Consider the following 12,235-nt stretch of genomic DNA (forward strand, 5'->3'; position numbering starts at 1 on the left):
TTGTCGGCCCGGTCCTTCCGTGGCCCGCGCCGTGAGAGTTCAACCACTTGGAATTCATAGCTGATCATGCAGTACAAAAAGTTGTGCATCGGGATTCTGCAAAGAAAGAAATATCTCAAATTTCTTATCTCCGGTTCCCTGGCGGCGATGACAAATCTGGGTGCCTTGTTTGTCTTTCACGGCCTGATCCACCTCCCCATTGTGCCGGCAGCGAGTCTCGCTTTTATCATGGCCTATCTGGTCAGTTTTTCTCTGCAAAAATTCTGGACCTTCGCCGATTCCGACCGGGAGAGGATAGCAGGGCAAATGCTGATCTATTTCCTGGTTGGCGTCTTCGGCCTGATCTTGAATGCCGTGGGCATGTACCTGCTGGTCGAGGTGTTCCTGGTCTGGTACCTTTTGGCCCAGATTATCATGTCGGCCGGCTTGGCCGTGATGAATTTTTTTATCTATCGATGGATTTTTCGCTCCAGAAAAGCAGCTATTCGTGAGGACAACAGGTACAGGAAAATCCTCCTGGCCGGCAACAGGCCGGACAAGGCCAACCTGGCAATGTATGCTCAATTTCTGGGGGAAGAGATCGGCCTTTCCCCAACGGATGTTGAGATCAGGTCAGTGGTGTATAGTGAGATTGACAAGAAAAAAGGAGCAGAAAAGATGTCCGGGATACGCCGAGAACTTGACGCTGTCCGACGAAGCATCCTTTTTTTTCGTGAAGTCTGGCGGCAGGCCAGCTGGGCCGAGGTGATCTGCGTGTGTGGGGCGGCGGTCAGTCAGGGACTGATTGCCTATCTGGCCTGCCGGCTACGATGCAAAAAATATCTCCTGAGTATCATGGACGAACACGGCTTTGACAAAAGAAGGCGGTCGGAAGATGCGATCTCGGATCCGGGTGGACTCTTGCGGAGCATATATCAGCGGTTGCAGAGGCGATTGTGGGCTGTGATGGCGATATTTGTGGCCCACGGCGCCAGCCGCATCTTTGTACCCAGCGAGCATCTTCGCAGAGTAGTCGTTGGCTGGGGCATTGAGGAGCAAATCATCAGAATTTTGCCAGAGGCGGCGGAACTTGCACATCCCATTGACGAGAACCTGGATCCATGAACACCCCCATTTCAGCATACCCGCTGAAATGGGGAGAACAGTATACATCCGTTTGCCGCGTTTTCTGCGCCCCTCGACGGTCTGAATCTAATCGTCACAGCAGGTTATGTTCAGACGCAGGGGATTGAACAGCAGACCTGTTAACTGCAGTGATTAACCTTTGTGAATCTTTCTGGCGTACGTTGTGAAATCAATGGGAATCCCAGGTCTTGCCTCGGAGTACCCTTCCCCTTGATATCGCTGGCCGCAGTGATATTGCGCACCAGAGCACCCCTCTTTCCACCCGAATAATCATCGACAGCGATAACACTGAATTACAAAATGATTACTGAAAAATTCATCCAAAACAAGAGTTCAGCAGTCACGGATTCAGGAATGTTTTTTTTCCATCCGTGGTGCAGGCAAAGGTCAAAGGAAAAATTTGCCTCCTATTGGCCCTAATTCATTGCATTTTACAGTAAAATAGGTATGTTTTGTTAGTTTTTCTAAATGAGCCTAATAACCCTAACAAGATGAGACAAGTCATGCCGCACCAGACGACAGACAAGACCCAGCAAACCGATACCATCACCACAGCGAAAAGCAGTGAACAACAGATTTCCCCCCAGGTCGATGACAAAGGACGTCGGGAAGTGCTCAAAAAAATCGCTGTCGGCACCACCGCTCTAGCCGGTTTGAGTCTGCTGCCGACGCGATGGACTACACCTTTGGTAGAGTTCGGAGCCTTGCCTGCCCACGCTACGACCAGCGCAGTGGAGACCGAAGAGGAAGAATGGATCAAAATCCACTGGGAAGGCAACCCCAGAGAAACCAGCGAAAGCAGGGACCGCACCTGGTGGACCCGGATTCACGGCGGCGACTATAAACCATGGCATCGTAAGTTCCCGCTGCCACGCTGGATCGATGACAAACCGCGCCGTCTGGAGTTCGTGTTCTCCGATGGAACGAAGTTTTCCGTGCCCAACAGTACTAAGATGCGGATGAATTCGAGAGGTCCAAAATACAATCCTGAGAAACCCGGTGAACGTGACCCGAGGAAGCGGCATCCCAATATCGCCGCGAGACTCAATGCCACACCGGTTTGGGTCAAACTCAAGGTTATCTGATTCTTTAGCAAACAGGATGGTAACACGAACTGCCTGAGTTTCGCGTTTTCAAGAAAGCTCATTTCCTCAGTGAACGTTGTCAGCCGGTGTATACCTTTTTCCATCGTGAATCCGTAAGTGTTCGTCCGAGCGTCAGCTTCGTTGTCCTTGACCCTTCGATGAAAGGATAATTTTATCGGAGGGTTACGGGCAATGAAGATGGCGTGAGGACGGACGCTCCGTAGGACGGCCGGTGAAGGTTATTATCAAGGACTCTGCTGCAAGTACTATCTGATTACAGCAAAATATATCCAAAACAAGAGTCCAGCCGTCACGGATTCAGGTTGACTGCAGCAAAATAAATCCCGAACAAAATTCCTGCCATCACCGATTCAAGCCCATCGTTTCCCGCGGATATAATGCAGTGCATACGCCTTGAGCCATTGAAGCAGCAGGCGGGGATGGTCGATCCAACGTGCCCGCATCGAGGGTCTGCCGGGACCACGGCCATAATACAGCCGCAGCCACCACAGGGAAGGCAGCAAGGTGTTCCTGGCAAATTCTGGTACCTGACGAAAACGCACATTCCGAAACCGATGTAATGGCCAGCCGGAATACGGCTGACCAACCCCCCACGGACGGCGGCCGGGCTCCAGTCCCAATTTCATGAAGACGCTCTCGGACCATGGTGTCAACCAATGGAGACAGGTGAGCAGGTTTATCCCCGCGGGAAAAAGCGTCTGCACAACCTGCCAGTCAATCTCCTCCAGGTGATTTTCAACCAGACTGACAACATCGGCGACATGGATAAACCGAAAGGGCTCATAGGTGAGAGGAGCCTGCAGGCCGTGCAGAGCGACGTGGAAAAGCATATCCTCCAGGGCAAGAGTCCGGACAGGAACATCGTCGATGCTGAAATCCCAACCATTATCCAGGGACCGGGCCAACGGCCAGGGTGGATACTGGCGATGATAGGGCAGCAGGTTGCGATGGACCTCGACCGTGATAGTCATGCCGTCGATGCTTCTGGTCATGGGGACAAGATGATAGTAGTCATCGGGAATGTCGTGTCGCTCTTCCGATCTGTAACCGAGGTCCGCCAGCAGAGCCGCCGTGCGCGCGGTGTCGGCATCAGCCACCAGAAGGTCGATATCCCGCATGGGGCGTAAACCAGGCTCGCTGTAGACCAGATTACAGAGAGCTATTCCTTTGGCGAGGACAAGGTTGATCCTTTCTTCAGCCAGGGCGCGGGCTATTTCCGCCGTGGCGATGTTTCTGATCGCATTGGCATGCCTGCTGCGCAGGGTGAGGCTTTGCAACTGTCGTCGTGGGTGGAGCGGAATGCCGATGGCAAGCTGTTTGAGGTGCTTGTACAGCAGGGGTGCCAGGCCATGGTGTTCAGCCGAGTGGACAAGAGGCTCCCAGGAGGTCTGCCGGCGGGACAACTCGTGCAAGTGTTGGCCAAGCAGAACATACATCGATTCGTTGCCCCGGTCCCGCGCGCACAGGCCGAGAATGGTCCTGATCATCACCCCGAAAGCTCATGAATTGGGGGAAAAAATTCCTTCAGTGCTTTTTCAAGGCCGTCAAAAGAGCTGAAGACGAGACGATGTGCAGAGGTGGAGCGGGCCAGACGGGCCAACAGATTGAAACCATGATCGGCAAAATTGCGTCCATTGACATCGCAGGAGATAAGCAACGGTAATGTCCGGGCCGGAGAGAGGGATTCCAGCGCAAGGGATGCTCCGGGGCGAAAAACAGGAAAAAGAAGCCAGGCGGGAACAAGGCGCGAGGGGGCAACAACGGCATTGATCCCGCGAAGGGGCACCAGCAACCCCTGATCATCCTCCAGTGAATCGGTCAGGGCAGCCTTGGGGAAAAAGGTCTTGACAATATCCCTTGAACCCGGCTTAAGGCACAACGGTCGGGGAAAAGGAGTCAGCAGGAGGTCTTGCCCGTCCTCGGTTACCAGGACAAGTTCATCGGTGAGGCAGGTGATATCCTCCTGAACTGCCATCCAGGAGGTAAGCGTGCTTTTACCCGCACCGCTGGCACCGGGCAGCAACATGACCCTGCCGTCGCGGACGAGGGCGCCGGCATGAAGGGCGACACCGCTGCAATTGGTGTCGAGCAACTGATAGATGACCAGATCGTAGAGGGCCGCCGCAAAACCGACACCCAGCGGTCCCGTGTACTGTATCACCTCTTTGCAAACGAGAAGGAACCATCCTTGCCGCTCATGGACAAGGATCTCAACAATCCGTTCACCATCCTCGCCGCAGCCAATGAGATCTGCGAACAGGAAATGAAGGAAGCGGTCGACATCGTCGTGGTCGTGGCGGAGTAGCACACTCAATCCGGCAAAGGCGACTCTCAGTTCCCGCATAGCATCCCGTTGGTCCGGTCCGGATTCAGGTCAACTCGACCATGCCGCGGGCAAGTAACTGGTCGATGACTGCGGGGACACTGGCGCGGATCTGCTCACTGTCTTCAGGGTAAATCTCCGCCAGCAGATCGACAATCTCGCCAGTGGTCAGTGAACCGTCACAGAGTTCCCAGACCAGGGCCCCAGTCGGGTTACAGTACATGGAGGTGGTGAGAGTGGGATGATACACGACAATCTCGTCGTCGATCCTTTCGAGAATGAAGTCGGGTTTCCGTCTGATAGTATGCTGCATCTGTCCCCCTGAACGGTGAGGTTATCTCATGCCAGTGATATACACGTCAGGCCAGCAATCATTGGCGGTATGATGGGTCAGGCGGACAACATCGCTGGCCGGAGTCCCTATCCTCCACAGAAAAATTTCGTAATCAGCGGTATCATGTTCATGTCCGCCGGTACTGGCGCCATAGACCAGAACCGAATCGGTGTTATCCACCCTCGGAAAGTAGATATGGTGGTACTCCCCGGGAGGATCAAACAAGACCTGTCTGTCCAGAGTCGTCGGATCTACCCGGATAACGGCGTTTCTCCTTTGCCCGCCGCGGTCAATCTTGTAGAGATAATCTCCTGCCGGAGACCAGTTCAACTGGCAGCCACCACCGACACGCACTACCCGTTTATCGGGGTAAATCAGGGAGGTTGCCCGTTGCCCACCCCGCAGGGTAACCGCCACCACCTGTCCTGTCGGATCAAGAACCGGGGTCTGCAATTGCACCGAAGCGGGCAGCGGCAGATCCTGCCCTGTCTGCATTACCACAGCCTTTCTGCCTGATGCAACCTCAACCTGTACCAGTTGATTGCCATTGCGCTGAAAATAGACCTTTCGCCCATCCCCGGACCAGGTGGGCACATTGCCGTTTCTGGCCAGTAACCTGGTTGTATTCCTCCTCAGATCCATAAGCATTACATCCCAGGCGTAATAGTTCCGCTGAGATACCCATGGCTCCTGGGAACGGGCAAAAACGATGCTGCCCCCGTCAGGAGAAATTCGCGGGTAATAATCCGTATGCGAATCAGTAGTCAACTGCCTCAGTTCTCCTTCCGGAAGGGTATACATCCAGATATCATGACTGCCGCTCCGGTTGGAACTCCATACCACATAGCCGTTTAATCCGGCAAGATGACTGGCGGCCTGCCCTCCAGAGTCCCCGGCGGGGAGGACGGAATGACCGCTGGCCGGTGGTCGCAAGGCGCCGAGATTTTTCAGGCTGCGCACCTCCCAGACGAGGAAAGCAACCCCGATACAGAAAACAATTATAGCGACCAGACCGTACCAGGAAAAACGAAGCCTTGCTCCCAGCCTGACGGAGGTGACCGTCTGCCGGGTCAGGATAATAAAGACAATGAAGGCCAGACCACCCCAGGCATAATCAACGACCTGACTGAGGATATGAATGCTGAACATGATAATCAATGAAGCAGACCGTTCCGCCCCCAGGGCGATCATGGCCAGCATCCCGGCTGCTTCATAGGTGCCGAATCCCATGAATGCCGGCACCGGCATACTGGCTCCGGCCTCGGCACTAATCAGGGCAACAAGGGCGGACACGAGATGTCGATCGATCAGGGGAAAGTTCGGGACGACCACGGCCAGAAACAAGGCATAGAAACCAAGATACTTGGTCACGCGAATGCCGAGGGAGAGCAGAGCGAGGCGAGCGGTGATACCGGCGTCTCGAGCCGCCTGCAGGGCCTGGACAATCTTGCTCAGCAGTGAACGGCACCAGTCGAACAGCCGACCCAACCTCCCCCAGTTCTCCGTATGTACCCGGGCAAGCAGCCGTACCAGGGTTGCCAAGCCGGGGAAAAGGAAGAGCAGCAGGAGCACAACCACAAGGGTGAGAAGAAACAGCGTACCCACAACCCAGAACTGGACCCCGAGAAAAATTGCCTGATAGGCGATAATCCCGACAATAATGATCCCCAGGGCAAACAGATCAAAAACAAAACTGATCGCCAGCGATGACAGACAGGCTGGCAGGGCGACTTTATAGCCGCGGTTGAGCATGGCCACATAGCTCAGCTCACCCAGGCGAGCGGGCAACATATCCACGAACATGTTGCGACAGGCGGACACCAGCAACAGATGAAAAAAACCCGGGACATCTGTTTCCGAGGCCTGCAGGATCAAACGATACCGCAGCGATTGCAGGATGGTGCGCAGGATGATGGCTACAGTATAGGCCAGGATCAAAAGCGGCGACAGATTAATCGCTACCTGCAGCATTCGCGGCCACAGCTCCCCTTCCACCGAACCGAGACTGAAATGGACCAGAAGCGCCATCAGGGTGACTGAAATGCCGACAGTCATGAGAATATGCGACGAATAACGCCAGAGGGTTTGTCTTTCCATGGAAACTCCAACAAGTTGGCCGCCGGTACAGGCGGCAAAAATCACGGGGCGGGATGACCCTTATCGACGTTCTTCCACCCGGCCACTGTCCTGCCCAGGAAGAGAACACCGCCAATGAGGGAATAGAGCAGGGTCATGGCGAGAAAAAGAATGGCCAGCGAACGGGTCTGGATATCGGTCATACCAGCCAGGCCGAAAAAAAAGACATAGCCGGCATCCCGGATACCGATGCCATTGACGGACAGAGGGATAGCCTCCATCAGCACGATGAGGGGGACAAATGCGGGAAAAAAGAGAAAGGCGACCTCGGCATGGAGCGAAACGGCCATGAGGTAGACGGCGAAAATGACCGAAAACTGGAAAAGAAAGGATAAGAACATAACCTTGAGGATAATTCGGGGGTCTGCTCCGTAATGAGCAAAGGCGGTGAAAAACTTTTCCGCCCCCCGATTCAGCGCTGAAAAACGGTCCAGGGTTGTCACCCGCAGAAACCGCCGGATCGGTGTTTGTTTCCAGAGCATGAATAATACCAGGGACAACAGCCCCAGAATCACCAGCGGCAGGACAATGATCAGGGGCCGGTCCAGCTTGACGGCTGCAAAGAGCGAAGAAATCAGGCTCAAGGAGACCAGGGCGAGAAAACCGGTGAGCCGGTCAGCGAAAACCGATGCCGCACTCCGCACCCCTTCCCTGCTTTTGCGCATGATATCGTACACCCGGTAGGAATCGCCGCCGATATTCGACGGCAGGAAATTATTGAAAAAACCGCCAATGAGATAACTGGTCACCAGTTTGGGCAGCGGGATATCGATCGCATCGGCGCGCAGCAATATCTTCCATTTGCATGCGCTCAGCACGGTATTGATCAGCAGAATAAAAAATACCAGGACAAGCAGAATCAAATTGCAGTCGGCAAACAGTTGCAGAATGTCCGCCATCGGCGTCTGACGATAGAGGAAAAACAGCAGCGTCCCGCTGACCGTCAATTTGACGGCAAAAAACAGATATCTTTTCAATGACATATAGAAAGAGCACTCAACTCCGTAGACGAACAACTTTGGCCGGTACTCCCATGCTGACACTGAAGGTCGGCAACGACCGGGTGACAACGGCACCGGCGGCGACCACCGAACCCCGACCCACCGTCACTCCTCCAAGGACGGTCACCCGCGCGCCCAGCCAGACATTCTCTTCCAGGGCGACGCCCCCGTCATTGATGATGCTGGCAGTTCTGGTCAGGGAGTCGGGATCGGACAGGTCATAGCTGCCGCCGCCGATGACGAGGCATCCCTGCCCGAGGATGCAATCATTGCTGATATTCACCGGACAGTTACTGGTGGACTGAATAACCGTCTGCGCATTGATGCCGACATCGTTGCCGATCCGGATGCGGCCGTTTTTGGAGGACAGCATGACACTGTTGGACAGCATGACATTATCGCCAAGGACAATGGCATCTTCGCCCTGATCGCACCGACCGTCAAAGACGCAGCCGTCACCGACAACCACGCTCTCTCCCAGCTGGACGCGGCCGGGGTGGCGAAGAATGACCCCACTGCCGAACATCGTCCCGCGACCGCAGGCGGCAAACAGTCTCGGCCAGAACAGCTTTCGCAGGCCGATGCCGAGGGCTCCGGGCACATTGGTCAGCCAGGTGCACCATTCGAAGTAGAGCAGATCGGTAAAGGATGGCGAACCGACAATGACTTCCTGATATCGACGTAAAGGGCTGGCCCCTCTTGTGATATGGGCATGGGTTTTTTTCATGACAACTGTGGATGACAGACGAGCATGGGCGGGACTTTTTCATTCATCATCCCAAAAATCTCCGTTAGCGTCTTGCGGCTAATTGGTTCGGGCAGCCATCACCTCGCGGATCATATCATTGACATGGTACCGCCCAACCTCATCAAACGGGCTCCAACGTTCCACCCGGTGTCTCGTAGCAATGTTCCAAACCATGACAAGATCCAGTTCCGGAATGACAACCATGGCAAAGTAGCCACCATGTCCCGAGGCCACAAAGGTCTTTGGCGGCGCGGCCGGGAAAAAAGGTTTTCCATCCAGACCGATCCGATTAAACCACCAAAAATAGCCCAGACTGCCACCATGCCCCTTTTCGTTCCCTTCGCCACCAATACTCCTCACCCTGTCCAGAATCTCGGCTTCTTTTCCTGAGGTTCTTGGAAAACCAGGTGGTAATGGCTCACGCAAGGCCAGGTTGAACAAATCCTCTCGCAGGAGAACGTTTCCCTCCCATTGTCCCTCACGGAGATAGAGCAGGCCAAAGCGGGCCAGATCACGCATGGAGATACGCAGCCTGCCCCGTATGGAATTAGGATGCGTCAAAGTCGGTGAATCCTCGAAACCCAGTATTTCTCCCAGGTCAGGACCGTTGAGCAGGTCGTTGTAGCGCTTGGGAGGAAGCCCGTAGACACGATACAAAAGGGCCCAGGCAAGCAAGCCTGTAGCAAAATCGTTGTAGGCAAAGGTTTCGCCGGGGCGTTCAATCAAGCCATATCCGGACGTCTGGCTCAGCAGATGGTGAAAGGTGATGTCCCGATCCTTGTACCCTAGATCAGGATTCAAGGTACCCAGTTCAGGAACCCATTGCAGGAGCGGCGTCTCCAGGGATTCAATAAGACCCTTTTCAATCGCTTTCAAGACAAAGTGGGTATAAAAAGGTTTGACCACCGAGGCCACATCCGATCGTCTGTAGATTCTCCCCCAGGAGTGGATCATTTCACCCCCGTGGACGATAGCTCCTGTGCCAACATATTTTTCAGAAAATTCAGCAAGTTTCTGGCTGGAAAATCCGGCGGCCTCCGGTGTTTTCCATGTCCAGCTTTCTCCAGGAAAAACCGCAGGAGTGGAAGGGTGGGACTGGGGAGTCAGTCGATCGGTAACCAAGAGGACAACGAGGAGAGACACAACCAGCACGCTGGAAATCGTCCAGATGATAAATCTGTGACGGTGTCGGCAAAAAAATGGCATTTTGAGGAGAATACGTTCTATTCATCTTTTCAAACCTGGTTCACTGCGCTTAAACAGCCACCTTGGACGTGTCCGGGCCTCTTTTACCATTCCCCTTATGAGATCTGACAGTGTCATCTCTGTACTCATACCTGGAATTTACCGGTGGCACACTGCTATCCATAGTCTGATTTTTTAACTCTGAGGCGTCAAGTTAATCCCTTACCGGATTGATAGCTATAAAAAAAAAGCCGGTCCTGAAAGGAACCGGCTTCGTGCCCAGACCAGAAAGCCTTTTCAGGGTGAGAGTATTCTTCTTCTTTTGCTCAACATTGGCGCAAGCAAAAGCGCGGCGACTGTCATCGCCAGGGCCAACCCAGCGATCGCCGCCCAGTGAAGGATGCAGTAGGAAAAACCAATCAGTGGATACAGCATGCCCCGGGCAAGCGGACGCAACCTTTCATGCTCGGCAATGAACCGGGCCACTGGTGGAGAATTGTCATAATACCAGTCGACAAAGCGCTGCCCTATTGGATGGGCAAGCAATACCTCGTCGCGAAATTGCTGTAAGAGCACCACATGGGGCTCGAGTTGGGAGCCGAAAGCTGCTGTGGCAATAAAACAGCGGCCACCGCCACTGTCAGTATTGCCCCCATTGCCGCCACCACCCCCATTGGGCAAGGCAGCGTAAAATCCTTCGGCTAAAGCTCTTGAACCTGCGTTGTTCGGATGAATGCCGTCAATGGTCCAGGCCCGCCAATTGGGATTGAGGATGCCATAGGAATCGACCAAGCGCGTGTTGCTGTTGGAGGCCAGATTGATGAGCTCGGGGTTAAAGTTCCTGGAGATAAGGGGGGTTATCGCCCTGTCCCGGGTATTAGGGGGAATGGTCGAGATAACGGGAACAGCATCGGCCTCACGCACGATCTCTATCATTTTTGAAATATTAAAGGCGACCAGATACGGAGAAAGACCAGCCTTGGCATCGTTGGTGCCGATCATGATCAGGACGAACTGCGGCTGATGTCTTTCGAGATTGGTTCGCAACCTCCTCAGTGCGATGCTCGAAAACTGCCCGCCGACCGCAACATTGACCACCGTTGCCTGACCTTCAAGCATTGATTGAAGATAAACGGGATAGGGCGTCGCCTTGTACCCTCGCGAAATCGAGTCGCCGACGACCATGATCGTATAGGCATGCGCCCCCTGGGCATACAGAAAAACTGAGCAGACTCCAAAAAGAATAAAACGAATTACGTTCAACATTGCTTCGCCTGGTTATAAAGTAGTCAAGGTGTAAAGACAGCCAACCGAAAACCGTTTCTTACCTGTCATAAACACGGAGAAAGGCATGCAGCCGATCCTCCACGAATTCAGGTATCTCTGAGGTACTCGGTTCTTCTAGAGCGGATTCGGCATCTCCATCTTCCTCCAGGAGGAATTCTTCCCCCCACCCTTCGCCGTTCCAGACAGATCTGAGCGTCCTGTATCGATCACCCCGGTACCCTTCCCAGGTCAACAGCATTCGCCCTGTGTCATCAATTTCCAAATAGGGTTGTATATCCGGCACTTGGTTTTCGGCATGCACCCGTTCCGGTTTTGTCCAGGCAGTACCGGCAAGCCTGGTGTAATAAATATCATCGCTATCACCGTTATTCCCGGCGAAGACCACCCAGATGTCGTCATCAGGGCCAACAGAGATAAAGGGGGTTGTCGCCGTCCAGGGCAGTTCGGGAATTGTCCGTGCCTCCGACCATCCGCCCTTTTCGGAGACAGCGTATCTGATGATATGGCCGGTTTGGTCAACTGCAGCCCAGACCGCATACCTCATGCCCCGCGAGGTTCGATCAATGGACGGGGTGAGATTGTCGGCATTGTCATAGGTGACCTGGAACGGTTCAGTCCACTTCTGGTTGATCAGTGAACTGAAGAATATTTCCCTCCGCAGGCCATCGGAGGCCGACCAGATCAGATCGCGGGAAGCAGACCAGACCGTTTCCGGTTTATCAACTTCTTCTGTCCATCCTGTACTTGCCAGGAGCAGACAGATCAGACCCATTGATGAAAGCGTTTTGCAGCATAGCGAATACATGGGCACTCCTTGTCGTTGTATGGATCAGTGAATGTAAAAATATAAAAAATGCTCTTACTTGCAGTGGCGCAAGATAAATCGGACAAAAATTCACCTTAATTCCCCCACACCTCCCGATTAAGTTGAGCGACCCTTCGCAAGGGCCGCATGCCGAAGAAGGCGAGTCTGGTGAGCACTTCTTTGGT

General features: G+C 53.9%; 11 protein-coding genes. 2 read left to right on the forward strand and 9 right to left on the reverse strand.

Annotated elements, in window-relative coordinates:
- The first annotated feature begins 66 nt into the window (after positions 1–66).
- Positions 67–1,104 (forward strand): GtrA family protein, encoded by a 1,038-nt coding sequence (locus tag JWG43_RS13015; RefSeq protein ID WP_205243376.1) that lies wholly within the window; start codon positions 67–69, stop codon positions 1,102–1,104.
- Positions 1,105–1,628: 524 nt separating this feature from the next.
- Positions 1,629–2,210, forward strand: coding sequence for a hypothetical protein (locus JWG43_RS13020; protein WP_205243377.1), 582 nt, complete (start codon positions 1,629–1,631; stop codon positions 2,208–2,210).
- A gap of 371 nt (positions 2,211–2,581) precedes the next feature.
- Here JWG43_RS13020 and JWG43_RS13025 read toward each other — a convergent pair whose 3' ends face one another.
- The 9 genes from JWG43_RS13025 to JWG43_RS13065 form a co-directional block, all read right to left on the reverse strand.
- Positions 2,582–3,718 carry a nucleotidyltransferase family protein gene (locus JWG43_RS13025; RefSeq protein ID WP_205243378.1) on the reverse strand — a complete coding sequence of 379 codons (1,137 nt, stop codon included), beginning with the start codon at positions 3,716–3,718 and terminating at the stop codon, positions 2,582–2,584.
- Complete coding sequence (locus JWG43_RS13030; protein WP_205243379.1) at positions 3,718–4,575, reverse strand: hypothetical protein; 858 nt, start codon at positions 4,573–4,575, stop codon at positions 3,718–3,720. The genes JWG43_RS13025 and JWG43_RS13030 overlap by 1 nt, the downstream gene beginning before the upstream one ends.
- A gap of 25 nt (positions 4,576–4,600) precedes the next feature.
- Entirely contained in the window at positions 4,601–4,867 is a 267-nt protein-coding gene (locus tag JWG43_RS13035; protein WP_205243380.1) for a PqqD family protein, read from the reverse strand.
- A gap of 21 nt (positions 4,868–4,888) precedes the next feature.
- A complete protein-coding gene (locus tag JWG43_RS13040) occupies positions 4,889–6,985 on the reverse strand; it encodes a lysylphosphatidylglycerol synthase domain-containing protein (protein WP_205243381.1) in 2,097 nt (698 codons plus the stop codon).
- A gap of 41 nt (positions 6,986–7,026) precedes the next feature.
- Complete coding sequence (locus JWG43_RS13045) at positions 7,027–8,007, reverse strand: lysylphosphatidylglycerol synthase transmembrane domain-containing protein (RefSeq protein WP_205243382.1); 981 nt, start codon at positions 8,005–8,007, stop codon at positions 7,027–7,029.
- A 13-nt stretch (positions 8,008–8,020) separates the two neighbouring features.
- Positions 8,021–8,752, reverse strand: a complete 732-nt coding sequence (locus JWG43_RS19705; RefSeq protein ID WP_240193577.1) for an acyltransferase — start codon at positions 8,750–8,752, stop codon at positions 8,021–8,023.
- Positions 8,753–8,830: 78 nt separating this feature from the next.
- A complete protein-coding gene (locus JWG43_RS13055) occupies positions 8,831–9,925 on the reverse strand; it encodes a serine hydrolase (protein WP_205243383.1) in 1,095 nt (364 codons plus the stop codon).
- Between the two features lie 330 nt (positions 9,926–10,255).
- Positions 10,256–11,224, reverse strand: a complete 969-nt coding sequence (locus tag JWG43_RS13060; RefSeq protein WP_205243384.1) for an SGNH/GDSL hydrolase family protein — start codon at positions 11,222–11,224, stop codon at positions 10,256–10,258.
- Positions 11,225–11,282: 58 nt separating this feature from the next.
- On the reverse strand, positions 11,283–12,050 hold the full coding sequence (locus JWG43_RS13065; protein ID WP_205243385.1) for a TolB-like translocation protein: 768 nt from the start codon (positions 12,048–12,050) through the stop codon (positions 11,283–11,285).
- Positions 12,051–12,235: the final 185 nt, after the last annotated feature.

This window comes from Desulfobulbus alkaliphilus (genome assembly GCF_016918545.1).
GTDB classification, from domain to species: Bacteria; Desulfobacterota; Desulfobulbia; order Desulfobulbales; family Desulfobulbaceae; genus Desulfobulbus; species Desulfobulbus alkaliphilus.

Coding starts and splice junctions, on each gene's coding strand:
- JWG43_RS13060 (WP_205243384.1), bottom strand. CDS start 11,224: ATGTTGAACGTAATTCGTTTTATTCTTTTTGGAGTCTGCTCAGTTTTT.
- JWG43_RS19705 (WP_240193577.1), bottom strand. CDS start 8,752: ATGAAAAAAACCCATGCCCATATCACAAGAGGGGCCAGCCCTTTACGT.
- JWG43_RS13035 (WP_205243380.1), bottom strand. CDS start 4,867: ATGCAGCATACTATCAGACGGAAACCCGACTTCATTCTCGAAAGGATC.
- JWG43_RS13030 (WP_205243379.1), bottom strand. CDS start 4,575: ATGCGGGAACTGAGAGTCGCCTTTGCCGGATTGAGTGTGCTACTCCGC.
- JWG43_RS13065 (WP_205243385.1), bottom strand. CDS start 12,050: ATGTATTCGCTATGCTGCAAAACGCTTTCATCAATGGGTCTGATCTGT.
- JWG43_RS13040 (WP_205243381.1), bottom strand. CDS start 6,985: ATGGAAAGACAAACCCTCTGGCGTTATTCGTCGCATATTCTCATGACT.
- JWG43_RS13015 (WP_205243376.1), top strand. CDS start 67: ATGCAGTACAAAAAGTTGTGCATCGGGATTCTGCAAAGAAAGAAATAT.
- JWG43_RS13025 (WP_205243378.1), bottom strand. CDS start 3,718: ATGATCAGGACCATTCTCGGCCTGTGCGCGCGGGACCGGGGCAACGAA.
- JWG43_RS13020 (WP_205243377.1), top strand. CDS start 1,629: ATGCCGCACCAGACGACAGACAAGACCCAGCAAACCGATACCATCACC.
- JWG43_RS13045 (WP_205243382.1), bottom strand. CDS start 8,007: ATGTCATTGAAAAGATATCTGTTTTTTGCCGTCAAATTGACGGTCAGC.